The organism is Myceligenerans indicum (assembly GCF_016742955.1).
GTDB lineage: Bacteria > Actinomycetota > Actinomycetes > Actinomycetales > Cellulomonadaceae > Myceligenerans > Myceligenerans indicum.
Genome location: NZ_JABBYC010000037.1, coordinates 23,205 through 47,988 on the forward strand (window position 1 = coordinate 23,205; position 24,784 = coordinate 47,988).

Sequence of the window (24,784 nt, forward strand, 5' to 3'; positions counted from 1 at the left end):
CGCCGGCTTCTCTCACGTCGGCGGCGGCCGGTTCCGTGGAGGCCTCGCGGGCTCGTGTCGTCGGTGCCGTTGCGAAGCGGTGCGGACTTCTGATTCAATGAGTCAACTCATTGGTTCATTGGAGGTGTTCCGTGGCGGTTGGCTTCGGACTGTTCGTCATCCTGGGGCTCGTCGTCGTGCCCGTCCTCGTCACCCTGCTCGTCGTCGTGCTGGTCAGGCGCTTCGGTGGGGACGGGGAAGCGAGCTGGGCCGCGCCGAGGGCCGCGGTCCGCGCTCGCCGGCACGAGCTGCTGATCGCCTCGGCCTCGGCGGTCGCATCCCTGGTCTGCGCCGGGGTCGTGCTCGGCCTCCCGGCTCCCGGAGCCGGCGGGAATCCTCCCGTGCCGACGGTGCCAGGGTTCGCCCAGGCTGTGGGCCCCTTCGCCGCCGCGGTCGTCCTGTGCGTGGTGCGTGCCGTGGGCGAGCTGACGTGGCCGCGGCCCTCGGGTGCCGTGCGCACCGCCCCGCTCGTACGGCGCACGGTGTGGTCGCTGGGCGGAGCCCGGCTGCGCTGGCTCCTGGTGACGGCGCTGGCCCTGGTGCTCGCGCTGATCCTGTTCGGCCTGGTCGCCGGCGAGGGAGGCCGGCAGTTCGACCATCCGCCGGTCACCTGGCCGGACGGCAGCCTCTCGACGTCGTCCCGGGGGCCGTTCCCCGGATGGCCCTACGGCGTCCCGCTGCTGGGCGGGCTGGTCGTGTCACTGCTCGTGACCGTCGCGACCCTGCGGCTCGTCACGCGGCGCTCGCCGCTCGCCGGAGTGCCTGCCCGGCACGACGCGGCGGTCCGGAGGACGAGCGCCGCGCGCCTTCTGGGGGGTGTGCAGCTCTTCGTGGGCGGCACGCTGGGTGCCACGCTGTGGATCGCGGGGGCGGCGATCCGGCCGGGTTCGGGGATTCTGGGTGGCGGCGCCGAGGTGGCCTGGCTGTCTGGCGCCGGCGCCGCGCTGATGGTCCTGGGGGCCGCGATCGGCGTCGTCTCCGGGATCGCCGGGCTTCTCGCGGCGCTGCCGCGGCATCCGGCAGGCGCCCCCGAGCCGCGTTCCCGGCTCGCGGAGGGTGTCCAGGCGTGACCGGCGCCGACGGGGCCGGGCGCGACCGGACGGCCCGGCGGCCGGCGCCTTCAGGGCCGGCGGAGCCCCGGGCGAGCGGGCAGGGGGCGAGCGGGCAGGGGTCGAGCGGGCAGGGCGCGGCCGAGCTCCGCGTCGACCTGTCCTCCGCGGTCCCGGTCTACGAGCAGATCCGCTCGCAGGTCGCGGCGCTGGTGGCCGTGGGCGCGCTCGCGCCGGGTGACCGGCTGCCCGCCTCGCGGGACCTCGCACGCGACCTCGCGATCGCGGTCGGCACGGTCCAGCGTGCCTACCGGGAGCTGGAGGCGGGCGGTGTCGTCGTGAGCAGGCGCCGCGTCGGCACCGTGATCGCCGCCCCACCGCGGGGAGCCGCGCGGGAGGGGTCGCCCGCGCCGGCGGGCGGCGCGGACCTGCTGGGGCGCACGCGGGAACTGGTGCGCGCGGCCCGGGCCGCGGGTCTGAGCGACGAGGCGGTCCTCGACATGGTGCGTGGTGCGCTGCGGACGGGGGGCGGGTAGCCCGCGGCGCCGGCGTCGTCCACGGCGCGTGGCGACGCCGGCGCCGCTCAGGCCGAGACCAGGCCGTGGCGGATCAGGCTCCGCCCCGTGTCCACGAGCGTCTCCCGGACCGGTCGCATCGACAGCCCGAGCTCCGACGCCGCCTTGTCCGCGCGCAGGTGCTCCGGGCGGTTCACGAAGTCGAGGGCGAGCCGCACCTCGCCGTCGAACCTCGCCAGGACCCACAGCATCCAGTACGGCATCTGCGCGGTGGGCACGCGGTAGCCGAGCGGGCCGAACTCCTCGCGCAGGATCTGGGCCATCTCGCCGAACCACACGTTCGGTCCGGCGCAGATGTACCGGTTGCCGGCGGCCTGGGGCGCCTCCAGGGCGCGCCGGTGCGCCACGGCGAGGTCGCGCACGTCCACCGGCGCGAACCCCATCAGCGGCACGGCCGGTACCTCGCGTCCCAGGAGCCGGCGCACGATGGTCACGGACGTGCCCGCCGAAGTGTGCTGGATCGGCCCGAGAACCAGCCCGGGATTGATCGCCACCACCTCGAGGTCGGGATGGTCCTGGGCGAACCGCCAGGCGGCGCGCTCCGCCAGGGTCTTGCTCCGCGCGTACGCCGGTGCCTGGTCCGGGTCCGTCCAGTCGGACTCGTCGCGAACCCGGTCGTCGTCGTTCGCGCTCCTGGTCGACACCGCCGCGATCGAGGAGGTCACCACGACCCGCCCGACCCCGGCCGCCTCGCTCGCCGCGAGAACCCGCAGCGTGCCGTCGACGGCGGGTCGCACCAGCGACGACGCGTCGCGCGGCGGGGTTGCCGGGAACGGGGAGGCCATGTGCAGCACGTTCGAGCAGCCGTCGACGGCCTCCGGCCAGCCGGCGTCGTCGGTGAGGTCCGCCTCGACCAGCTCCAGGTCGCCGCCGGTCCGCTCGGCCAGGGTGCGCAGATGCGCGGTGCGCGCCGGGTCGCGCAAGGACCGTACCGTGGCGCGGACGCGGTAGTCGTGGTGGAGCAGTTCTTCGATCACGTGTCCGGCGATGAAGCCGGTGGCGCCGGTGACGAGCGTGGTGGGCATCGGGAATCCAATCTGAGCAGTGATTAGAATGTAAGCACTGTACAGTTCGACGCCGCCCCGCAGTCAATCCGTACGCCCCGCCGGCTGGTTTGCTCCTACGATCGACCTGTGGCCGAACCGGAGAAGAGCAGGACGACGTATCACCACGGCGCACTGCGCACGGAGCTCGTCGACGCGTCCGTGCGGCTCGTGGAGAGCGACGGCGTCGGCGCGGTCAGCCTGCGCCGGGTCGCTCGTGAGGCGGGCGTGAGCCCGGCCGCGCCGTACCATCACTTCGCCAACCGCGCCGCACTGCTGTCGGCCATCTCGGCCCAGGGCTTCCACGAGCTCGCCGAGGATCTCGCCGCCGTCGCGCGGACCGGCGACGGCCCCGGCGAGGTGGCCGCCCTGGTGCGGTGCTACGTCGACTTCGCGCGCCGTCGGCCGGGGCACTTCCAGGTCATGTGGCGCCCCGAACTGTCCGAGCCGGCGAAGCACCCTGTCGTGCACGAGAGCGGGGAGTCGGCCCTCATGCAGCTCACCAGCGTGATCGACGGCCTCGAGGTGCCCGACCCGCACGGCCTGGCCCTCGCGCTCTGGGCCATCGGCCACGGCCTGGCGTCGCTGATGCTGGACGGACAGCTCGCCCATACCGCCGAGAAGTGGGACACCACCGCCGACGACCTGGTGGAGCGCTGCCTGAGGGTGGTCTCGCGCATGGCGCACTGAGGGCGTCGGCGCTGCTCCAGCCCGTTCGCCGGAGCTGCCGCGGTCACGGGGCCGGCAGGCCGTCTGGCCGGGCCGCGCGCCCCTCCTCGAGCGCGTGGACCAGTTCCCGCGACCGTTCGGCGAGCTCCTGGAACCGGGACGGGTTCTGGTCGGCGAGCCGGGAACGGATCTGGGCCGCGCGCCGGGCACCGGCCAGCGCCGTCTCGGCATCCCCGGCCCCGGCCTGCGCCACGGCGAGGTTCGTCAGGGCGAGCGCGAGCTCTGGCTCGTACTTCTCCGGCTGCGTCCGGGCGAGGACGTCCAGGACGTCGGTGGCCTCACGCGCGGCGGCCACGGCGTCGTCGTACCGTCCGACGTCGGCGTACGTTCCCGCGAGGTTCGTCAGCGACGTACTCAGGACGGGCAGGTAGGGAGCCCCGCCGGGTTCGGTCAGGCGCCGGCTGGCGGCCACCGCCTCCTCGGCCGGGTCGACGGCGTCCGGTGTGCGCCCGTTCTCGGCGAGCCGCGAGGCGAGGTTGGACAGCGACTTGACCAGACCGGGCAGGTGGCGTTCAGGATGCTCGCTCGCGAGCTCGCGGAGGATCCCGGTGGCCTCGTCCTCGGCGGCGAGCGCCTCGGTGGCGTTTCCGAGCACCGAGTGGGTCACCCCGAGGTTCGACAGGGAGGCGGCGAGATCCGGCAGGTGCCGGTCCGGGTTGGACGCCACGAGCCGGCGCCGGAGGGCGACCGCCTCCCGCTCGTGCTCGAGCCCGAGCCGTCGCCGGCCGAGCTGGGCGTTCAGGATGCCGAGGTTCGACAGGGTCTGGGCCACGAACGGCAGGTATCCCTCATGCTGCTCCGCGAGGTGCCGGCGCAGCTCCAGGGCCTCGGCCGTCGCGCGGGCGGCCTCCGCGGGGCGTCCGAGCTCACTCAGCCGCGCCCCGAGGTAGGAGAGCGAGCTGGACAGGTCGGGTCCGTAGCGGTAGGGGTCGCGCCGGACCAGTTCCCGGCAGGTCTCGACGGCCTCGATCGTGTACCGGTAGGCCTCGTCGACGGAGCCGAGCTCGGCGTGGCGCTTGCCCAGGTTCCACAGGCCCTTCGCGAGCACGGGGCGTGTCTGCTCCGGCTCGTCGACCCCCACGGCGCGTGCCAGCTCGACGCCTTCGGCCGACATCCTCAGCGCCTCCCGCGCTCGGCCGAGTTCGGCGAGGGCGCTGCCGACGTTCATGGCCGACTGGGCGAGTGCGGCCCGGTATCGTGCGGGGTTCGCGGCCGCGAGGTCACGGAAGGCCCGGAAGGCGGCGGTCTCGTCGTCGAGCGCCTCCTCCACGCGCCCCCGGAACCACAGGAGCGTCCCCCGCAGTGCGCGGGCGGTGGCGACGGCGGCCTCAAGGCAGGCGGGGGCGGGGGCGTCCGGGACCGCGGTGAGCAGCCCGAGTGCCGTGTCCGCGGCCTCCAGCGCGCGGGCGTACCTGCCGTCGTACTTGAGGGCGTCGGCCATGGCGAGGTGGAGGGCCGCGCGCCGGCAGGGGTCGCCGTCGAGCAGCGCGAGCGCCCGCTCGGCCAGGGACACCCGCGCCTGCATGAACGCGCCGGTCAGGTACTGCGGGTGGCAGGCGAACGTCCCGAGCACGTCGGGGTCGTCGGGCAGTTGCGCCGTGACCCGCGCGTAGGCGCCGGCCACCGCGTCGGCGGTCGCGTGCTCCGGTCCGGCCGACATGATCCGCGCCAGCATCCGGGCCGCGTGGACGGCCTGCCGCGGGGACAGGCCGGTCGTCACGCGCGTCGCGAACCTCGGGTCGTCGGCGAGCGCGAGGGCCACGACTCCCTCGTCCTGCGAGGACGAGCGGCCCGCACCGTTCGCGTCGTCGGCTCCCAGCAGCATCGCGGTGGTGAACACCGCGCCGCCGTCGGAGGTCAGCGGTGCCCGGGTGGTGAGCTGCTCGGGTCCGTCCAGTGGCTCACCGACGGGGAGTTCCAGGACCGCTGCCGCGCAGAGCAGCTCGTCCAGGGCGGGTGTCCCGTGTTCGAGGTGGTCGCGCCACACGGTTGTCTGCCGGGCGAGGAGCAGCAGGCGCGTGCGGCCGTGCTCCCGTCCGGCGATGCCCAGCAGGAGCGAGCCCAGCCCGGGGAAGGTGTCGGCGTCGTCCACCACCAGGAGAAGCCGCCGGGCGGTCTGTTCGGCGGCCGTGCGGGCGTCGTCGCCGGTGTGCACGTGCAGCACGGTCCAGCCGCGCCGGGCGAGCCGGACGGTGAGGTCGTGCGCGAGGTGTGTCTTGCCGGTGCCTGGCGGGCCGGTCACCAGGTGGGCGGCCACGGCCGGCCGGGACCGTACCCAGTGGAGCAGCACCCGGAGCCCGGAGCGCGGGGAGCCGGAACGTCCGGGCTCGAGGTGTGGATCCGGCGGCTCCGCCGGCGCGCGCGGGCCACGTTCGCGGTGCGGCAGAAGGCGGTGGTCCACGACGTCAGTGAACCGGACAATCTCGATCCCTGCCAGAAATATGGCGGGAGCGGCGATCAGTCCGCCCAGGGGAGCGGTTCCAGATCGCCGGGACCGTTCTCGACCAGGGCGGCGATCCGCTCGGCGGCAACGGGGCGTCCACCCCAGGCGTCGACGCCGACGTTGACCTGGCGGCCTCGCTGCCGCCACGTGTCGTGCACGTGCCCGTGCAGCACCCAGCCGCCGTCGTCCTCCGGCCGGTACTCGACGTACCGGTCCTCGCCGTGGGAGTCGCCCCAGAACGGGAAGTGGGAGACGGTCGCGGCGACCCCCGCGACCGGGAACCGGGCGGGGTCGTCGTGGATCTCGGCGAACCCGGCGGCGGTGTATCGGGCCCTGGCCCTCTCCCGGCGCGCGGCGCGCGTCTGAGGGGATCCCTTGTGCAGGGCGCGGTCGCCCTGCCAGCACCGGTCGTGATTGCCGGGCACCAGGATCTTGTGCCCGGCGAGCCGGTTGATCCAGGCCAGTGAGTCGTCCAGGGCGCCGAGGGCGACGTCGCCGAGCACCCAGACGGTGTCCTGCTCGGCCACGGTCTCGTTCCAGAGTTCGGCGAGCCGGGCGTTCATGTGCCCGACGCCGTCGAACGGGCGGTCGCAGAACCGGATGATGTTCTGGTGCCCGAGGTGCAGGTCGGACGTGAGATAGATGGTCATGTCGGTCCCATTCAACCGGGTGCCGGCGTGCGGCGGAAGCGAAATAGGCTGTGACCGGCCGCGGGAGCGGATCTGCTCGCCGCGGTGTCGCCTTCCGGATGGAGTCCTCATGAGCGTGGCAGTGCTGGTCGTCGGGAACGAGATCCTGGACGGCTCGACCGTCGACACGAACAGCGGCTGGGTGTGCGGACGGATCTCCGACCGCGGCGCGGCCGTGGTCCGGACGGCCGTCGTCGCCGACGACGAGGCGGAGATCGCCGCGGGGGTCGACTTCCTCCGGGCGGCCGGCCCGCGGCTGCTGATCACGGTCGGCGGGCTGGGACCCACGCGCGACGACATGACCGTCGCGGCGGTGGCGACACATCTCGGGGTGCCGTTGGCCGAGGACGCGGCGGCGGCCCGGATCGTCGAGCGGCAGTACGCCGCGCTCGCGGCCCGGGGCGGTGGCAGGGCGACCACGAGCGAGGTGCGGGACGCCCGTGCGAAGATGGCGCGTCTTCCGCAGGGCGCTCACGCGCTGGACAACCAGATCGGGTCCGCTCCGGGCGTGTGGCTCGACCACGAAGAGCTCGCGGTGCTGAACCTGCCGGGTGTCCCGGCGGAGATGAAGGACATCTTCACCGGGAGCGCGGACGTGCACCTGCGCCGGGTGCTGGGGGACGGGCACGTCCGGTCGGCCGAGGTCGTGATCCGCACCAACGACGAGTCCGAGATCGCCGGATCGCTCGCCGCGTTCGACGCCCGGCACGGTGGCCTCGGCGTCTACCTCAAGTCGCGGGCCCGCCAGTTCGGCGGCGACCTGCGGCTGCAGGCGACGATCTCGGCCCGCGGCGCCGACCCGGACGACGTCGAGAACCGCCTGGAGTCCGCGATCGACGGCTTCACGACGATCCTCGCCGCGGCCGGCATCGACGTCCTCGCGGTGACACGCGACGCCTGACGGCCGGTGCGCCTGTGAGCTTCGTCGCAGACCGACAGGTCGTGGCCGGTTTCGTAACCTCCTGGTCGCATCGACGTCACACGGTGCTTCGGGGATGTGATGGGGTAGGGGCCGTACCGCGACCCCCGCATCCCACGCCACCCGGAGGCACCAGTGAACCCCGCCCTGCGTCGTGACCCGGAAGATCCCGGAGTCGCGGGATCCCGGGCGCTGCCCAAGGCCGTCCTGCTCGACATGGACGGCACCCTCGTGGACACCGAGCCGTACTGGATGGCGGCGGAGCAGGAGCTGACCAGCGCCCACTCGGTCGCCTGGAGCCACGAGGACGCGCTGGGTCTGGTGGGGCAGCAGCTCATCGTGAGCGCGGGGGTGCTCCAGGCCGCGGGCGTGCCCATGGCGCCGGCCGAGATCGTCGACTGGCTGATCGCCCGGGTGCAGGAGCGCCTTGCCCAGGAGGTGCCGTGGCGTCCCGGGGTGCTCGCGCTGCTCTCCGACCTGACCGCGGCCGGTGTGCCCTGCGCGATCGTGACGATGTCGTACCGCAGCCTGGCCGAGGCCGTGGCCGCGGGCGCGCCCGAGGACACCTTCGCGACGATCGTCGCCGGTGACGAGGTGAGCCGGGGCAAGCCCGATCCTGAGCCGTACCTGACCGCCGCCGAACGGCTCGGGGTCGCCGTGACCGACTGCGTCGCCATCGAGGACTCGCCCGTGGGTATCACGTCCGCGCTTGCCAGCGGGGCCCGCACGCTCGGCGTGGAGGCCGTCGTCCCGGTCGAGGAGCGCCCGGGACTGAGCCGCCTGCGTTCGCTCGACGGAGCCGGCCTCGACGTGATCGCGCGGCTCGCGGCGGGCGAGCTCATCGACGAGTACTGAGACAGGTCCCGGGCCGGTTCGGCGGGAACCGCGGCGCGCTGGGGTGACGTCCGGGAGGCAGGTTGCCGCCTTCCCCGGACAGGGCGGCTAGACGATCCCCAGACGCAGCTGGACGGCCCCCTCGGGGATCGGCGGCGGCGTCCCGCCGAACGCCGGGCACAGCGACCGGTGCGAGCACCAGTCGCACAGCTTGCTGGGGCGCGGTTCCCAGGTCTCGCCGCGCGCCGCCTTCTCGATCTCCGACCAGATCCAGCGCACCTTCCGTTCGGCGCCCTCCAGCTGCTCGGCACTGGGCTGAGCGCGCAGGACCTGTCCGTCCCCGAGGTAGACGAGCTGGAGCATCTTGGGCACCACGCCGCGTTCACGCCACAGCACCAGCCCGTAGAACCGCAGCTGGAACAGCACCTTCCCCTCGAAGCGCGGGCTGGGGGAGCGGCCCGTCTTGTAGTCCACGACCCGCAGCGCGCCGTCGTCCTGCTTCACGTCGAGCCGGTCCACGATGCCGCGCAGCAGGGGGCCGTCCTCCAGCTGCGTCTCGACCCGCAGCTCGCGCTCCGCGGGCTCCAGCCGGTTCGGGTCCTCCAGCGTGAAGTAGGTGCTGACCAGCCGCCCCGCGCCGTCCAGCCAGTTGTCCACGCCCTCGGACTCGGCGTCACCGCCCGGCGCGAACAGCTCCTTCACCCGAGGATCGGACTCCTGCAGCCGCTCCCACTCCACGGGAAGCAGCTCCTGGGCGGCAGCGGGCGTGCGTTCACCCGCCGGTGCGTCGTACAGGCGCTCCAGCACCGAGTGCACCAGTGTCCCGCGCGTCGCCGCCGACGAGGCCGGCTCCGGAATCCGGTCCACGGTCCGAAGCCGGAACAGCAGCGGGCACTGCATGAAGTCGCTCGCGCGCGACGGTGACAGGGCCGGTGGACGGGACGGAGGCGCGATCACGGTCATGGCGACAACCCTAGGGGGAGACACCGACAAACCCGCGGCGTCATCCACAGCGCGCGCCGCGAGGCCGCGGCCGGGGCCGATAGGCTTTGCCGGTGAACACCAAGCCTTCGGCACGTTCCGCACCACCGCGCTCGCGTGGCTGGGTACTCGGACACGTCGCCGGTGCGCCGGTCATCGTGACGCCCTCGTGGTTCCTCGCCGCCGTGGTGCTCACCCTCGTCTTCGGTCCCTGGGTGCTGCGGCAGATGCCCGCTCTCGGCACGGCCGCCTACCTCGTGTCCGCCACCTTCGTCATCATGCTGTTCGCCTCCGTCTTCCTGCACGAGGTCGCCCACGCGCTCGTGGCCCGTGCCCGCGGGCAGGAGGTCCACGAGCTCGCGATCACCATCTGGGGCGGTCACACCGCCTACTCCGGCGGGCTCGCCCGCCCGCTCGACGGCTTCCTGGTGGCCGTCGTCGGGCCGCTGACGAACATCGCCCTCGCCGCGGGCTTCTGGTTCGCCCTGCAGGGCCGCGGCGCCGGGTTCGACGTGCCCGCCCTCCTCCTGGCCGCCGGCGCCTTCTCCAACGCGTTCGTCGGCGTGTTCAACCTCCTGCCCGGCCTGCCCCTGGACGGCGGCCAGATCCTGGAGGCGGTCGTCTGGGGAATCACCGGGTCCCGCAACACCGGCACCGTCGTCGCCGGCTGGGTCGGCCGGCTCGTCGCGGCCGGAATCGTCGTCTGGGCGCTGGTGTGGCTTCTTGCCCTGCCACTGGCCAACGGGATGGCACCGGACGTCAGCAGGGCGCTCATCGCAGCCCTCGTGGCCGCCTTCGTATGGGCAGGCGCGAGCAGCGCCATCGCCGCCGGGCGGCGCCGCGAGGCCATCTCCACCCTCCGTGCCGGCGAGCTCGCCGACCCGGTGGTCACCGTTCCGCTCGGCGCCACCGTGGCCGCGGCACTCGCGGCGCGTGGGGTGGCGGGCCCGGGCGAGGCGATGTCCCGCGTCGTCGTGGTCGGGCACGGTGGCCTTCCGCTGGCCGTGCTGGACGACGGCGCGGTCTCCGCGGTCCCGCCCGAGGCACGGGAGCTCACCGGGGTCGACGCCGTCGCGGTGCCGCTGGTGGCCGAGTCGGCCGTCGGTCCCGAGGTGGGCGGCCAGGACCTGCTGCGCCACCTCGCGGCGTCGTCGGGCGGTGCACGCCTGGTCCCCGTGGTCGACGCCGGCCGGGTCACCGGCATCCTCGACCTGGCCAGGGTCGCCAGGGCGGTCCGCGGGACCTGACTCCGCGGGGCCTGACTCCGCGGGGCCTGACTCCGCGGGGCCTGACTCCGCGGGGCCTGACTCCGCGGGGCCCAGGACACGCGCCCGGCGAGCCGCACGTAGGATGGTCGGTCGTGACTTCTCCGACCGACGCGCCCGGCCCCACGGCCACCGGCGCCGACCTCCGCCGCGGCCCGTTCCGCGAGGGCGACAAGGTGCAGCTGACCGACCCCAAGGGGCGCATGCACACCATCACCCTCAAGCCCGGGGCCACGTTCCACACCCACAAGGGCTACTTCCGGCACGAGGAGCTCATCGGCAGGCCCGAGGGCTGGGTGGTCACGAACACCGAGGACGTCCAGTACCTGGCCCTGCGCCCCCTGCTGAACGACTACGTCCTGTCCATGCCGCGCGGCGCAGCCGTGGTCTACCCCAAGGACGCCGGCCAGATCGTCACCATGGCTGACATCTTCCCCGGTGCGCGCGTGGTCGAGGCCGGGGTCGGTTCGGGCGGGCTGAGCCTCTCGTTGCTGCGCGCCGTCGGCGACGGCGGTGAACTGCACTCCATCGAGCGGCGCGAGGACTTCGCCGCCATCGCCAGCGGCAACGTGGAGACCTTCTTCGGCGGACCGCACCCCGCCTGGCACCTGCACATCGGCGATCTCGCCGAGCGGCTGCCCGGCGTTGCCGAGCCCGGCACCGTGGACCGCGTCGTGCTCGACATGCTCGCGCCCTGGGAGAACATCGACGTCGTCGCGGACGCACTCGTGCCCGGCGGCGTGCTGATCTGCTACGTGGCGACCGCCACGCAGCTCTCCCGCACGGCCGAGGACCTGCGCTCCAGCGGACGGTTCGCCGAGCCTGCCGCCTTCGAGACCATGGTGCGTGGCTGGCACCTGGAGGGACTGGCGGTGCGCCCGCAGCACCGGATGGTGGGGCACACCGGCTTCCTCATCACCGCCCGGCGCCTGGCGGACGGCGTCGCCCCGCCCGAGCGCAAGCGGCGCCCGGCCAAGGGCGCCAAGACCGAGCGCGCCACGCAGCACGGCGCGGCGGCGGACCAGGCCGTCGACGCGTCCTGGTCCGAGGAGTGGTCCGAGGAAGCCCTCGGAGAGCGCGAGGTCTCCGCCAAGAAGATCCGGCGGGTGCGGCGCGAGGTGGGCAAACCGCCGCAGGAGTGACCCACGGCTTCCCCGCTCCGGGCCGGGAGCGAGCTGATCGTCATCCGGTGTTCACCCGGAATTTCTGATTCCTGGCGATCTGGATGCCTGGCGTCGATACGTTCCGTGCGACATCGGATCGACGTCCAGGAGGAGTCATGAAGAATCGCGCGCTGTGGGCCACAGCGGCAGGAACCGCTGCCGCGGCACTGGTGCTCACGGGCTGCACCGGCAGCTCCGAGGCGGACACGGCAGGCGACGGCGTCGTCGACGTCTGGGTCGCGTTCACCGACGACGCCCGCCTCGGCTTCGTGCAGGAGAAGGCCGCCGAGTTCGAGCAGAAGCACGAGGGCGTGACCGTCAAGGTCCAGGGCTTCGACAACTACGAGACCCTTTTCCAGCAGATGCAGCTCGCCCTCGACGGCGGCGACGCCCCCGAGATCGTCCACTACTTCGAGGCCGCCACCCGCGAGGCCCTCGACGCCGTCGGACCCGACGGCGAGCCCGTCTTCCAGTCCGTGTCCGCGGCCACGGGCGACCGCGACGAGATCCTCGGCGAGCCCGTCGTGCTGGACGACGTCGTCGCCCCGGCGAAGAACTACTACTCCGTCGACGGAGAGTTCTACTCCATGCCGTGGAACACGTCGTCCACCATCATGTACGGCAACCAGACCATGATGGACGAGGCCGGCATCGACGCGATGCCCGAGACCTGGCAGGACCTCGAGGCGGCCTGCGACAAGATCGCGAAGCTCGCCGACGGCCCCGAGGCCTGCATCACCTGGCCCAACCACTCCTGGTGGATGGAGCAGGCCATGGGCCAGGCCGACACGAACCTCGGCAACAACGACAACGGGCGCTCCGGCCGCGCCACCGAGATCGATCTCGACAGCGACGCCATGGTCGACTACCTGACCTGGTGGCAGAACCTGGAGAAGAACGGCGACTACCTGTACACGGGGGTCCAGCGCGACTGGGACGGCACCCGCGCCGCCTTCTCCGCCCAGCAGGTCGCCTTCCTCATGTCCAGCTCCGGCGACGCGGCGGGCATCGACGAGGAGAGCGCCGACGGCGGGTACGACGTCGTCGCAGGCCGTATGCCGTACGACGCCGACACCCCCTACGGCGGCAACCTCATCGGCGGAGCGACGCTCTGGCTCCGCAGCGGTCTCGACGAGGACACCACCGACGCCTCCCTCGCGTTCCTCAACTTCTTCAACAACCCCGAGAACGCGGCCGAGTGGCACAAGGTCAGCGGCTACGTCCCGATCACCAACTCCGCCGTCGACCTCCTGACCGAAGAGGGCTGGTTCGACGAGAACCCGAACTTCAAGGTCGCCTCCGACCAGCTCGCCCTCGCCGCCGACACCCCCGCCTCGACCGGTGTCCTCATGGGCAACTTCGTCGCGATCCGCGACGTCATCACGGCAGCCGCCGAGGACATCCTGGTCCAGGGGGACGACGTCGAGGAGCGCCTGCACGCCGCCGACGACGAGGCCCAGCAGCTCCTCGACGACTACGAGCTGCTCTACTCCGGCGAGTGACAGCCCGCACATGCTGCTGATCCTCACCGTGCTGGCCGCGGCCCTCGCCGCCGTGGTCGCGTCACGGGGCCGGCTGCACCCCCTCGCCGGGGGTGCCGTCGGCCTCGCCGCCGCGTCGGCCACCACCTGGACCTTCGCCGGCTGTGCGCTCGGCGGGGACGTCACCGGCGACAACACCGGCGTCCAGCGGGTGCTGGCCGTCGCGGCCGTCGTCACCGTCGCGGCAGGCGTCGCGCGGACCGTTGCCGCCCTCCGCGCGGGCGGCGGCCCCGCGGGCGAGGCCATGCTGACCGAACTTCGGTCCGGCAGGTTCCGCACCGGCGCCTGGTTGCCCTGGCTGCTGCTCGCACCCACCCTCGCGATCCTCGCAGTCTTCCTGTACTACCCCTCGTTCCAGACGTTCGCACTGTCCACGAAGCTCGCACGGATGGGCGCGCCACGCTCCGCCGACGTCTGCCTGGGCAACTTCGCCGAGCTCCTCGTCCCCTCCCCGTACCTGGTCGCCGGGCTGCCGCCGGCAGCCGTGGCCGTCGTGGCAGGCCTGGCGCTGTGGCGCTCGCGGACGACGCCGGGGACGGCGTCGCACACGGCTGCCGCCGCGCTGTCGCCACTGGGACCGATCGCCACGGTCGTCGCGCTCTACTTCGTCTTCGCCCCGGGCCGCACGGGCTATCGCGGGGTCTACGTGGCGACCCTGGGCATCTCGTTCGGCATCGTGGCCCTGAGCATGACCGCCGGGCTGGGGCTGGCCTATCTGGTCGCACGCCGTTTCCGCGGCGCCTCGGTGTACCGCACGCTCCTCATCTGGCCGTACGCGGTCTCGCCGCCCGTGGCGGGCATCCTCTTCTTCATGATGTTCGACCCGACGGCGGGCGTCATGGCCCACCTGGCCGGCGTCGTCGGGCTGGACTTCCCGTCCTACCGGACCGACGGCGTGCTGGCACAGGCGGCGATCGTGCTGGCGGCATCCTGGAAATGGGTGGGCCACAACATCCTGTTCTACGTGGCGGCCCTGCAGACCGTGCCGCGCGAGATCGTCGAGGCGGCTGCCATCGACGGCGCCGGGGCCTGGCGCCGGTTCGTGCGGATCGTCGTGCCGACGATCGCGCCCGTGACCTTCTTCCTGCTGGTCACCAACCTGACCTACGCGTTCTTCGACGTGTACGGGACCATCGACTACCTCACCCGCGGCGGGCCCAGCGGCCGCACGACCGTGGCGATCTACGAGATCATCCGCGTCGGTGTCGGCACCGGTGACCTCGGCCGGGGCGCCGCGCAGTCGGTGATCCTGTTCATCGCCGTCATCGGGCTCACGGTGTGGCAGTTCCGTCGCTCCGAGGGGCGGATCACCTATGGAGGCGGCGCATGACGGACAACCTGACGATCTCGGTGGGCAGGCGCGGGCCGTTCACCGGGCGCACCTGGCACCTGCACGTGCTGTCGGTCGTGTGCGTGCTGCTCATCGGGTTCCCGCTGCTGTACGCGGCACTCGTGGCCACGCAGACCAACGCGGAGGTGTTCGCGTTCCGGCTGACGCCCGGATCGTCGTTCGGCGAACACTTCCACAAGGTGTGGGTCGAGCGCGGCATCGGCCGGGCGATGTGGAACTCCCTGGTGATGTCCACGCTGGTGACGGTAGCCAAGACGGTGCTGTCCATGGCCGCCGGGCTGGCGTTCGTGTACTTCCGGTTCCGCGGGAGGTCGCTGGTCTTCCTGGGCGTGCTGGTCACGCTCATGATGCCGACCGAGGTGATGATCCTCGCGCTGTTCCGGGTCACCTCCGACCTCGGGATGACGGACTCGCTGTGGGCCCTCGTGGTGCCGTTCGCGGCGTCGGCCACGAGCGTGTTCCTGTTCCGGCAGCACTTCATGTCCCTGCCTGCCGAGCTCCCGGAGGCGGCGCAGCTCGACGGCGCGGGTCCCTTCCAGTTCTGCTTCCGCATCCTGCTGCCGCTGAGCTGGAACACGATCGGGGCGCTCGCCGTCGTGTCGTTCACCTACGCGTGGAACATGTACCTGTGGCCCGTGCTGGTGATCAAGGACGCGTCCGGGCAGGTGGTGCAGCAGTCGCTGTCCGCGCTGCGGGCCACCGACCAGGCGATCAGCTACGGCCCGCTGATGCTGGGCGCGCTGCTCGCGAGCGTCCCGCCGCTGCTCGTCTTCCTCGCGCTGCAGAAGCCGTTCATGTCCGGCATGGCGATCTCGGACAAGTAGCGCCCGGGGTGCGGGATCCTCCGGAGGCGAGGATTCCCACGAGCTGAGACGGCGCGGGATCCGCCAAGAGCGAACACGCGCGTGCGCGCACGTCGTACGTGAACGGCGCGTAACGATCGGGTACCCGCGCTGTCTCGGACGGGCGTTCTACCTCCCGGACTGTCAGACACTGCGCCTACAGTGCTGTTCTCGGAGGCGGTTCGCGTCGTAGGGTCGCCTTCCGGGCCCTAGGAGAGGGGAAGCCATGACCGACAACACAGGTGGATACAACCTTCCCGATAACGGATCAATGCCTAACCGCGACTACGAGCGTCAGATCGCCCTCCTCTCAGCAAAGAACGAGCGTCTTGCCGAGGCGCTCCGTGCCGCTCGCGACCAGATCGTCGAGCTGAAGAAGCAGCTGGACGACCTGGCCAAGCCGCCGGGCACCTACGCCACCTTCCTCGGGGCGCACCCCGACGGTTCGGTGGACATCTCTTCCACGGGCCGCAAGATGCACGTGGCGGCCAGCCCGAATCTCGACGTGTCCCGGCTGAGCCCGGGTCAGGAGGTCAAGCTCAACGAGGCCATGACGGTGGTGGCCGCCGGGGACTACGAGCGAACCGGCGAGCTGGTGACCGTCAAGGAACTGATCGGCAGCGACCGGGTCCTGGTCGTCGGCCGTGCGGACGAGGAGCGGGTGGTGCGGCTCGCCGGCTCGGTGGCCGAGGAGGTGCTGCGGGTCGGTGACTCGCTCACCGTGGACACCCGCAGCGGGTTCGTCTTCGAGGTGGTGCCCAAGTCCGAGGTCGAGGAGCTCGTCCTCGAGGAGGTCCCGGAGATCGACTACGCGGACATCGGCGGCCTGGGCCCGCAGATCGAGGCGATCCGTGACGCCGTCGAGCTGCCTTTCGCGCACCCGGACCTCTTCCGCGAGCACGGCCTGCGCCCGCCCAAGGGCGTTCTGCTGTACGGCCCTCCCGGCTGCGGCAAGACGCTCATCGCCAAGGCGGTGGCCCACTCCCTGGCGGGGATGGTCGCCAAGGCCAGCGGTGGTGACCCGGCGGCCAAGAGCTACTTCCTCAACGTCAAGGGCCCGGAGCTGCTCAACAAGTACGTGGGCGAGACGGAGCGGCACATCCGCCTGATCTTCGCCCGCGCGCGGGAGAAGGCCTCCCAGGGCATGCCCGTGGTCGTGTTCTTCGACGAGATGGAGTCGTTGTTCCGCACCCGCGGCACGGGTCTGTCCTCCGACGTCGAGACCACGATCGTGCCGCAGCTCCTGGCGGAGATCGACGGCGTGGAGCGGCTCGACAACGTGATCGTCATCGGTGCCTCCAACCGTGAGGACATGATCGACCCGGCCATCCTGCGGCCGGGCCGCCTCGACGTGAAGATCAAGATCGAGCGTCCGGACGCCGAGGGGGCCAAGGAGATCTTCGCGAAGTACCTCACGGAGGATCTGCCCATCCACGCCGAGGACGTCGCCGAGTACGGCGGCAACACCACCGCGGCGCTGGAGGGGATGATCACCTCGGTCGTGGAGCGCATGTACTCCGAGGACGAGGAGAACCAGTTCCTGGAGGTCACGTACGCGTCGGGGGACAAGGAGACCCTGTTCTTCAAGGACTTCAACTCCGGCGCCATGATCGAGAACGTCGTGGACCGGGCGAAGAAGAACGCGATCAAGGACTTCCTCGCCACCGGTCAGAAGGGCATCCGCGTCGATCACCTGTTGTCGGCCTGTGTCGACGAGTTCCAGGAGAACGAGGACCTGCCCAACACCACGAACCCCGACGACTGGGCGCGGATCAGCGGCAAGAAGGGTGAGCGCATCGTCTTCATCCGCACCATCGTCCAGAAGAAGGGCGAGGGCTCCGCGCCGCGGACCATCGACACCGTGCAGAACACGGGCCAGTACCTCTGATCAGTTCTCCGGGGGCCGGCCGGGCCGTTCATCGGCCCGGCCGGCCCCCGGCAGCCCGAGCCGCTGTTGCGAACGCCGAACCGTGGTGACGGCCCAAGCATGGTGAAACCCGAGGCCGCGAGGCGCGATCGTGCGCGGCGCCGGGCCGGGCGACCCCGGGTATCCGGAGTCACTGTCATAGGGTTGGTGATGTGAGCGTGCGTCGCGTGATGGGAATCGAGACCGAGTACGGCGTGCTGCAACCGGGGCGCCCGCTGGCGAACCCGATGCTGCTGTCGAGCCAGGTGGTGACGACGTACCGCGCCATCGCGGAACGCGACGCCTCCGCCAGGAGCAAGGCGCGGTGGGACTACGACGACGAGGACCCGCTGCAGGACGCGCGTGGTTTTCGCCTGGAGCAGGCGTCGGCCCACCCGTCGATGATCACGAACGATCCGGCGCGTCCCGCGCCGTCGGGTCCCTCGACGGGGCAGGTGCCCATGGTCGGGGCCCGGCCCGGAACGGGCCAGATCCCCGTCGTGCGCGGCGGGCAGGGTTCCCCGCCGCAGGACGTGGAGCGCCCGGCCACCGAGGAGTACGACGACCCGAGCGCCGCCAACGTCATCCTGACCAACGGGGCGCGCCTGTACGTCGACCACGCCCACCCGGAGTACTCGTCGCCCGAGGTCACCAACCCGGTCGACCTGGTTCGCTGGGACGTCGCGGGCGAGCGGGTCATGCTCGCGGCCGTGCGTGCCCTGGCGGCCGTTCCGGGCAGCGAGACGGTCCTGTACAAGAACAACGTGGACGGCAAGGGTGCCAGCTACGGTACGCACGAGAACTACCTGGTGGACCGGTCGCTCTCGTTCGCGACGCTCGCCGAGCTCATCACCCCGTTCCTGGTGACGCGGCAGGTGTTCACGGGCTCGGGTCGGGTGGGCCTCGGTGCCGCGGGCGGGCAGGCCGGCTACCAGCTCTCGCAGCGCGCCGACTACATCGAGGCCGAGATCGGCCTGGAGACCACGCTGCGCCGCCCCATCGTGAACACGCGCGACGAGCCGCACGCGGACCGGCAGCGCTGGCGGCGCCTGCACCTCATCCTCGGGGACGCGAACTGCATGGAGGTGCCCACCTACCTCAAGACGGGCACCACGTCGCTGTTCCTGTGGGTCCTGGAGCATCTGACCGAGCTCGCCGACGCGGGCGTGGACGCCCGCAAGGAGCTCGGGGCCGTGAAGCTCGCCGACCCGGTGGCCGCGGTCCAGCACGTCTCGCGGGACCTGGACCTGTCCGTGCCGCTGGACCTCGCGGACGGCCGGACGATGACGGCGCTCGAGATCCAGGGCGTCTGCGCCGACGTCGTCACCCGCTCGCTCAAGGCGCTGGGCAGCGACCCGGACTCGGACGCGGTGCTGGAGCGCTGGACGTCACTGCTGGAGCGCCTGGCGGTGGACCCGGCGTCCTGTGCCCGCGAGGTGGAGTGGCTGGCCAAGCTGCGGCTGCTGGAGGGTCTGCGCCGGCGTGACGGCCTGGGATGGGAGCATCCGCGCCTGCACGCCATGGACCTGCAGTGGTCGGACGTGCGGCCCGAGCGCGGGATCTACCACCGGCTGCTGGCCAAGGGCGCCGTCGAACGGATCGTCGACGAGGCGTCGGTGGCGCGTGCCGTGGGCCACCCGCCGGCCGACACGCGGGCGTTCTTCCGCGGTGAGGTGATGGCCCGGTACGGCGACCAGGTCTCGGCGGCGAGCTGGGACTCGGTGATCTTCGACGTCGGCGGGCGCCAGACCTTGCAGCGCGTCCCGATGCTCGACCCGGCGCGGGGAACCGAGGCGATCGTCGGGCCGTTGCTCGATGCAAGCCCCGATGCCATCACCCTTTTGCGAAGACTTTCTGGCGACAGGTGATTCGCAAAGCGCAGTTAAGGTTCTAGGCTGGCGTGACCAGCGGCAGCCGCGAGCAATACCAGGAGGCGACCATGGCCGGTCAGGAACGTATCAACCCGTCACACGAGGACCGCACGCCCGACGACGACGCCGCGGACGCCCCGGCCCCCGCAGGGCAGGCGCAGCAGCGTGACGACGACGTCGACGAGCTGCTGGACGAGATCGACGACGTCCTGGAGTCGAACGCCGAGTCGTTCGTCCGTGGCTTCGTGCAGAAGGGCGGCCAGTAGTTGGACGGCTTCGGAGGCGGCCAGGCCGGCCGCGGTCACACCCGGCTCCCGGACGCGTTCCTGCGCCCGGGATCGTCGTCGTTCGTCGAGTTCCTCGCCGAGTACGCGCCCGACCGCCTGCCCGGCGCGAACGGTGCGGGGCAGGGCGCGCTGCCGGGTGCTCCCGGCGTCGCGGCCGGCCACGGCGGATACCGCAACGACCTGACGCCGCACGCCACCACGATCGTCGCGGTGACGTTCGGCGGCGACGGGACGGCCGGGACGGGCGGCGTCGTCATGGCGGGTGACCGGCGCGCCACGTCGGGCCCGATGATCGCCAGCCGGTCCATCGAGAAGGTCTTTCCCGCCGACGACTACTCGGCTGTCGGGATGGCCGGTGCGGCCGGGATCGGCATCGAGCTGATCAAGCTCTACCAGCTCGAGCTCGAACACTACGAGAAGATCGAGGGTTCCCTGCTCTCCCTGGAGGGCAAGGCGAACCGCCTGGCCACGATGCTGCGTGGCAACCTTCCGATGGCGATGCAGGGCCTCGCGGTGGTGCCGCTGTTCGCGGGTTACGACCTGGACCGCGGCGTCGGCCGGATCTTCTCCTACGACGCGACCGGGGGCTGCTACGAGGAGTACGAGCACCACGGCGTGGGCTCGGGCTCGCTGTTCGCGCGCGGTGCGATGAAGAAGCTGTGGCGCCCCGGCCAGGACGCGGCGGGCGCCGTCGCGGTCGCCGTCGAGGCGCTGTACGACGCCGCCGACGACGACTCCGCCACCGGCGGTCCCGACACGGTGCGGCGGATCTTCCCCGTCGTGTCCACGGTCACCGCCGACGGCTACTCCCGGATGCCCGACGACGACGTCGCCGCCGTCGCCGAGCAGATCGTCGCCGAGCGGCGGGAACGGGGGTCGATCGCATGAACATGCCCTTCTACGTCTCGCCCGAGCAGCTGATGAAGGACCGGGCGGACTTCGCTCGCAAGGGCATCGCCCGCGGCCGGTCCGTGGTGGTCCTCGCCTACGACGGCGGCATCGCGTTCGCCACGGAGAACCCGTCGCGTGCGCTGCACAAGATCTCCGAGATCTACGACCGCATCGGGTTCGCGGCCGTGGGCAAGTACAACGAGTTCGAGAACCTGCGCGTCGCCGGCGTGCGGTACGCGGACCTGCGCGGCTACACCTACGACCGCTCGGACGTCACCGTCCGCGGCCTGGCCAACGCGTACGCGCAGATCCTCGGCACCGTGTTCATCACCGAGTCCAAGCCGCTGGAGGTGGAGCTCGTCGTGGCGGAGGTCGGTGCCACGGCGGAGGACGACCAGATCTACCGGCTCACCTACGACGGCACGGTCGCGGACGAGCACGGCCACGTGGTCATGGGCGGACAGGCCGAGCAGCTCGGCCGCAAGGTCGGGGACGGCTGGCGCCCGAACATGTCGCTCGGCGAGGTGCTGCGGCTGGCGGTGAGCGCGCTCGGGTCGTCCGACGGCGGGACACCGCGCACGATCGAGCCGGGCCAGCTCGAGGTGGCGGTGCTGGAGCGCGCACGGTCGCGGCGCGCGTTCCGTCGGCTGCCCAAGCAGGCGCTGACCGAACTGCTGGCCCAGGAGCCCGAGGAGGACTCCGGGACGGGCGACGGCGAGAGCTCGGGCGGGACGGCGGCGCCTCAGGCAGCGCCGGGGCCGGCCGAGCAGGCGGGGTCCACCGGATCGCCGGAGACTGGTGAGAACGGGGGCCCGGACGCGGAGCCGCCGGCCGGTCCGAAGGAGGGGGCGCCGTAGAACCGGACGCCGTCGGGGAGCGCCGCCGTCGCAGCACACGGGCGGCGTCGACCGTCGCCGACGAGACCATCACCGACGAGAACCACCTCTGACCACCGCACGCACAGATAAGGGAGGGACCGCCATGGATCGCAGGATCTTCGGACTGGAGACCGAGTACGGCGTCACCTGCGCCGCTGAGGACGGGCGCGGACTCTCGGCCGACGAGGTCGCCCGCTATCTGTTCCGCAAGGTCGTGGCGTGGGGACGCAGCTCCAACGTGTTCCTGCGCAACGGCTCGCGGCTCTACCTCGACGTCGGGTCCCATCCCGAGTACGCCACCGCGGAGTGCGACGACGTGCGGCAGCTGGTCGCGTACGACCGCGGTGGCGAACGCATCCTGGAGGGCCTCGTCGAGGACGCGCAGCAACGGCTCGAGCACGAGGACCTGCCCGGCCGCATCCACCTGTTCAAGAACAACACGGACTCGGCGGGCAACTCCTACGGCTGCCACGAGAACTACCTGGTGCGCCGGGGCGGGGACTTCGCGCGGCTGAGCGACGTGCTGGTGCCGTTCCTCATCACCCGGCAGGTCCTCGTGGGGGCCGGCAAGGTGCTGGCCACGCCCCGGGGCGCCGTGTACTGCCTGTCGCAGCGAGCAGACCACATCTGGGAGGCCGTCTCCTCGGCCACCACGCGCTCGCGGCCCATCATCAACACGCGCGACGAGCCGCACGCCGACGCCGAGCACTACCGTCGCCTGCACGTCATCGTCGGTGACTCGTCCATGGCCGAGCCCACCACGATGCTCAAGATCGGCGCCACGGACCTGGTGCTGCGGCTCGTGGAGGCCGGGATGCCGATGCGGGACCTCAGCCTGGAGAACCCCATCCGGGCGATCCGGGAGATCAGCCACGACCGTTCGGGCAAGCACCCCGTCACGCTCGCCAACGGGCGGTCCATGACCGCGGTGGAGATCCAGACCGAGTACTACGAGCGGGCGCGGGACTTCGTGGAGGGGCAGGCCGACCCGACGCCGGTGGTCAAGCAGGTGCTCGACCTGTGGGAGCGTGGCCTGCGGGCGCTGGACAGCGGCGACCTGACGCTGGTGGACCGTGAGCTGGACTGGGTGATCAAGCTTCGGCTCATCCAGCGTTACCAGGCCAAGCACAACCTCTCGCTGGACGACCCGCGGATCGCCCGCCTCGACCTCGCCTACCACGACATCTCCCGGACCGAGGGCCTGTACAACCTCCTCGCGGCGCGTGGGATGGTGGAGCGCGTGACCACGGACCTGGAGATCTTCGAGTCGACGGCGATCCCGCCGCAGACCACGCGGGCGAAGCTGCGCGGCGACTTCGTGCGCGCGGCCCAGGACGCGCGCCGGGACTACACGGTCGACTGGGTGCATCTGAAGCTCAACGACCAGGCGCAGCGGACGGTGCTGTGCAAGGACCCGTTCCGGAACGTCGACGAGAGGGTCGAGCGTCTCATTGAGTCCATGTGACAGGATCTGCGGGTGATCCGCCGCCTGCTCGCCGTCCTGATCTCCGCCGGGGTGCTGGCCACGGCCACGGCCTGCGCCCCGGCCTCGCTCCCGCTTGAGATCGGCCCGGCGACGACGGCCACGGCGTCGCAGGCGCCGCTCGACGTGGACGGTGAGCCCGGTCAGGTGCCCCAGCTGACGTACGACAAGCCGTTCGAGGTGGTGCGTCCCGGATCCCGGACGATCTGGCCGGGCACGGGTGACCTGCTCGAACGGGACGGGCCGGTCCTCCTCAACCTCTACGCGGAGGACGGCCGTGACGGCGGTGAGCTGCAGAACACGTTCCGCACCTCGCCGGCGTCGTACACGATGTCCGAGGCTTCCCTGGGCAACCACCTGTTCGCGGCGCTGAGCGGCAAGCGGGCGGGCGCGCGCGTGATGCTCGTGGAGGCGGATACGGCCGACGGCGGGCCTGCCGGTGGTGAGCCGGGTACCGGTGAGCCCGCCGAGGGCGGTGACGCCCAGGACGGGGCCGGCGGGGAGGAGCCCGGCGAGAGTGGTTCTGCCGAGCAGGAGCCCGGCGAGAGCGGGCCTGCCGGCGCAGAGCCTGACGAGAGCGAGAGCGAGAGCGAGAGCGAGGGCGAGAGCGTCCCGGTGGTTCTCGTGGTCGATGTCCTGCCGACCCGCGCGTCCGGCACCGAGCTCCCGGATCCGCCCGCCGAGCTGCCGCAGGTCAGCCGGGACGAGCTCGGCGCGCCGACGGTGCGGATCCCGCGTGGTGCGAAGCCGCCCGGGACGCTCGAGGTCGTGCCGCTGGTCCGGGGCAGGGGGCCGCAGGTGGCGAAAGGCGAGGTCATCACGGTCGAGCTGCAGGCCGTCGCGTGGGGCGACGGCGGGCTCAGGGAGGGTGAGGTCGTGGAGTCCACCTGGGAGGATGGCGTCCCGCCGCGTTCCGCCCAGGTCGGGATCGGGGCGCTGATCGAGGGGTGGGATGCCGGACTGGTGCAGCAGCCGGTCGGTTCTCAGGTCATGCTGGTGGTGCCACCCGGCATGGCGTACGCCGGTACCAAAAGTCCGCTCGCCGGGGAGACGCTGGTGTACGTGATCGACATCCTGGACGCGCACAAGCCGGTCCAGGACAACGAGAAGAAGAAGGACTGAGATGTCTGTCGCGATCCGTGTGATCCCTTGCCTCGACGTCGACGCCGGGCGCGTCGTCAAGGGGGTCAACTTCCAGAACCTGCGCGACGCGGGCGACCCGGTGGAGCTTGCCGCCCGGTACGACGCCGAGGGCGCGGACGAGCTGACGTTCCTCGACGTCTCGGCCTCCTCGGCGGGCCGCGACACCACCGTGGAGGTCGTGCGGCGCACCGCGGAGCAGGTGTTCGTGCCTCTCACTGTGGGCGGAGGGGTGCGCTCCGCCGACGATGTCGACCGCCTCCTGCGGGCCGGCGCGGACAAGGTCGGGGTGAACACGGCGGCGATCGCCCGGCCGGAGCTGATCGCCGAGATCGCCCAGCGGTTCGGCTCCCAGGTGCTCGTGCTGAGCGTGGACGCGCGCCGGGTGTCGGGCGGGACGACGACGCCGTCCGGGTACGAGGTCACGACCCACGGCGGGCGGACGGGCACCGGCATCGACGCGGTCGAGTGGGCCGAGAAGGCCGCGGCCCTGGGAGCGGGGGAGATCCTGCTGAACTCGATGGACGCGGACGGGACGGCGAACGGCTTCGACCTGGAGATGCTCGCGGACGTGCGCGCACGCGTCACGGTGCCCCTGATCGCCTCGGGCGGCGCGGGCAGGCCCGAGGACTTCGTCACGGCGGCCGAGGCGGGTGCGGACGCCGTCCTGGCGGCCAGCGTCTTCCACTTCGGCACGCTGACCATTCCGCAGGTCAAGCAGGAGATGCGGGAGGCGGGCCTGGAGGTCCGCTGAGGGCGCCCGCGACGGGGCCGTCGTCCTGGAGGCCACCTGCGACGTCGTCCGTCGTCCGTGCAGCCGTCCGTCCCGGCGCCTCGGGGCAGGGGCTGTCTCTTATACACATCT

At 72.1% G+C, this 24,784-nt stretch carries 22 protein-coding genes; 18 read left to right on the top strand and 4 right to left on the bottom strand.

Annotated elements, in window-relative coordinates; translation table 11 throughout:
- Nucleotides 1–131: 131 nt before the first annotated feature.
- Complete coding sequence (locus tag HGK34_RS22890; protein ID WP_244666851.1) at nucleotides 132–1,109, top strand: hypothetical protein; 978 nt, start codon at nucleotides 132–134, stop codon at nucleotides 1,107–1,109.
- Nucleotides 1,106–1,624, top strand: coding sequence for a GntR family transcriptional regulator (locus tag HGK34_RS22895; RefSeq protein ID WP_307816020.1), 519 nt, complete (start codon nucleotides 1,106–1,108; stop codon nucleotides 1,622–1,624). Before HGK34_RS22890 ends, HGK34_RS22895 begins: the two co-directional genes overlap by 4 nt.
- Nucleotides 1,625–1,671: 47 nt before the next feature.
- Here the strand turns inward: HGK34_RS22895 and HGK34_RS16435 are convergent, their stop codons facing one another.
- Nucleotides 1,672–2,688 carry an SDR family oxidoreductase gene (locus HGK34_RS16435; RefSeq protein ID WP_201849368.1) on the bottom strand — a complete coding sequence of 339 codons (1,017 nt, stop codon included), beginning with the start codon at nucleotides 2,686–2,688 and terminating at the stop codon, nucleotides 1,672–1,674.
- A gap of 108 nt (nucleotides 2,689–2,796) precedes the next feature.
- On the opposite strand from HGK34_RS16435, the gene HGK34_RS16440 reads away from it, so the two are divergent.
- Nucleotides 2,797–3,396 (top strand): TetR/AcrR family transcriptional regulator, encoded by a 600-nt coding sequence (locus tag HGK34_RS16440; protein ID WP_201849369.1) that lies wholly within the window; start codon nucleotides 2,797–2,799, stop codon nucleotides 3,394–3,396.
- Between the two features lie 43 nt (nucleotides 3,397–3,439).
- Here the strand turns inward: HGK34_RS16440 and HGK34_RS23610 are convergent, their stop codons facing one another.
- Nucleotides 3,440–5,836 (bottom strand): tetratricopeptide repeat protein, encoded by a 2,397-nt coding sequence (locus HGK34_RS23610; RefSeq protein ID WP_201849370.1) that lies wholly within the window; start codon nucleotides 5,834–5,836, stop codon nucleotides 3,440–3,442.
- 56 nt (nucleotides 5,837–5,892) lie between these two features.
- Nucleotides 5,893–6,528, bottom strand: a complete 636-nt coding sequence (locus tag HGK34_RS16450) for a metallophosphoesterase (RefSeq protein ID WP_201849372.1) — start codon at nucleotides 6,526–6,528, stop codon at nucleotides 5,893–5,895.
- A gap of 109 nt (nucleotides 6,529–6,637) precedes the next feature.
- On the opposite strand from HGK34_RS16450, the gene HGK34_RS16455 reads away from it, so the two are divergent.
- Together HGK34_RS16455 and HGK34_RS16460 are read left to right on the top strand one after the other, a co-directional pair.
- Entirely contained in the window at nucleotides 6,638–7,468 is an 831-nt protein-coding gene (locus tag HGK34_RS16455) for a competence/damage-inducible protein A (protein WP_201849374.1), read from the top strand.
- A 153-nt stretch (nucleotides 7,469–7,621) separates the two neighbouring features.
- Nucleotides 7,622–8,341: an HAD family hydrolase gene (locus HGK34_RS16460; RefSeq protein ID WP_307816021.1), complete on the top strand. Its 720-nt coding sequence runs from the start codon at nucleotides 7,622–7,624 to the stop codon at nucleotides 8,339–8,341.
- 87 nt (nucleotides 8,342–8,428) lie between these two features.
- Here HGK34_RS16460 and HGK34_RS16465 read toward each other — a convergent pair whose 3' ends face one another.
- Nucleotides 8,429–9,283 carry a RecB family exonuclease gene (locus HGK34_RS16465; protein WP_201849376.1) on the bottom strand — a complete coding sequence of 285 codons (855 nt, stop codon included), beginning with the start codon at nucleotides 9,281–9,283 and terminating at the stop codon, nucleotides 8,429–8,431.
- A gap of 92 nt (nucleotides 9,284–9,375) precedes the next feature.
- Between HGK34_RS16465 and HGK34_RS16470 the strand changes: the two genes are divergently transcribed.
- The 13 genes from HGK34_RS16470 (at nucleotide 9,376) to hisF (ending at nucleotide 24,673) form a co-directional block, all read left to right on the top strand.
- Entirely contained in the window at nucleotides 9,376–10,548 is a 1,173-nt protein-coding gene (locus HGK34_RS16470; RefSeq protein ID WP_201849378.1) for a site-2 protease family protein, read from the top strand.
- A gap of 113 nt (nucleotides 10,549–10,661) precedes the next feature.
- Nucleotides 10,662–11,708 carry a tRNA (adenine-N1)-methyltransferase gene (locus HGK34_RS16475; protein ID WP_201849380.1) on the top strand — a complete coding sequence of 349 codons (1,047 nt, stop codon included), beginning with the start codon at nucleotides 10,662–10,664 and terminating at the stop codon, nucleotides 11,706–11,708.
- A gap of 137 nt (nucleotides 11,709–11,845) precedes the next feature.
- Nucleotides 11,846–13,231: an extracellular solute-binding protein gene (locus tag HGK34_RS16480; protein WP_201849382.1), complete on the top strand. Its 1,386-nt coding sequence runs from the start codon at nucleotides 11,846–11,848 to the stop codon at nucleotides 13,229–13,231.
- A gap of 10 nt (nucleotides 13,232–13,241) precedes the next feature.
- Nucleotides 13,242–14,600, top strand: coding sequence for a carbohydrate ABC transporter permease (locus tag HGK34_RS16485; RefSeq protein WP_201849385.1), 1,359 nt, complete (start codon nucleotides 13,242–13,244; stop codon nucleotides 14,598–14,600).
- Nucleotides 14,597–15,445, top strand: coding sequence for a carbohydrate ABC transporter permease (locus tag HGK34_RS16490; protein WP_201849387.1), 849 nt, complete (start codon nucleotides 14,597–14,599; stop codon nucleotides 15,443–15,445). Before HGK34_RS16485 ends, HGK34_RS16490 begins: the two co-directional genes overlap by 4 nt.
- A gap of 289 nt (nucleotides 15,446–15,734) precedes the next feature.
- Nucleotides 15,735–17,351 (top strand): proteasome ATPase, encoded by a 1,617-nt coding sequence (gene arc / locus HGK34_RS16495; protein ID WP_211200323.1) that lies wholly within the window; start codon nucleotides 15,735–15,737, stop codon nucleotides 17,349–17,351.
- 209 nt (nucleotides 17,352–17,560) lie between these two features.
- Nucleotides 17,561–19,237 (top strand): depupylase/deamidase Dop, encoded by a 1,677-nt coding sequence (dop, locus tag HGK34_RS16500; protein ID WP_201849402.1) that lies wholly within the window; start codon nucleotides 17,561–17,563, stop codon nucleotides 19,235–19,237.
- Nucleotides 19,238–19,308: 71 nt separating this feature from the next.
- Nucleotides 19,309–19,506, top strand: coding sequence for a ubiquitin-like protein Pup (locus HGK34_RS16505; protein WP_201849404.1), 198 nt, complete (start codon nucleotides 19,309–19,311; stop codon nucleotides 19,504–19,506).
- Nucleotides 19,507–20,415: a proteasome subunit beta gene (gene prcB / locus HGK34_RS16510; protein ID WP_201849391.1), complete on the top strand. Its 909-nt coding sequence runs from the start codon at nucleotides 19,507–19,509 to the stop codon at nucleotides 20,413–20,415. It abuts the gene before it with no gap.
- Nucleotides 20,412–21,275 carry a proteasome subunit alpha gene (prcA, locus tag HGK34_RS16515; protein WP_201849393.1) on the top strand — a complete coding sequence of 288 codons (864 nt, stop codon included), beginning with the start codon at nucleotides 20,412–20,414 and terminating at the stop codon, nucleotides 21,273–21,275. Before prcB ends, prcA begins: the two co-directional genes overlap by 4 nt.
- A gap of 124 nt (nucleotides 21,276–21,399) precedes the next feature.
- Nucleotides 21,400–22,761: a Pup--protein ligase gene (gene pafA / locus HGK34_RS16520; RefSeq protein ID WP_201849395.1), complete on the top strand. Its 1,362-nt coding sequence runs from the start codon at nucleotides 21,400–21,402 to the stop codon at nucleotides 22,759–22,761.
- A gap of 12 nt (nucleotides 22,762–22,773) precedes the next feature.
- Nucleotides 22,774–23,901, top strand: a complete 1,128-nt coding sequence (locus HGK34_RS16525) for an FKBP-type peptidyl-prolyl cis-trans isomerase (RefSeq protein ID WP_307816022.1) — start codon at nucleotides 22,774–22,776, stop codon at nucleotides 23,899–23,901.
- A gap of 1 nt (nucleotide 23,902) precedes the next feature.
- Nucleotides 23,903–24,673 (top strand): imidazole glycerol phosphate synthase subunit HisF, encoded by a 771-nt coding sequence (gene hisF, locus HGK34_RS16530; protein ID WP_201849397.1) that lies wholly within the window; start codon nucleotides 23,903–23,905, stop codon nucleotides 24,671–24,673.
- The last annotated feature ends 111 nt before the right edge of the window (nucleotides 24,674–24,784 follow it).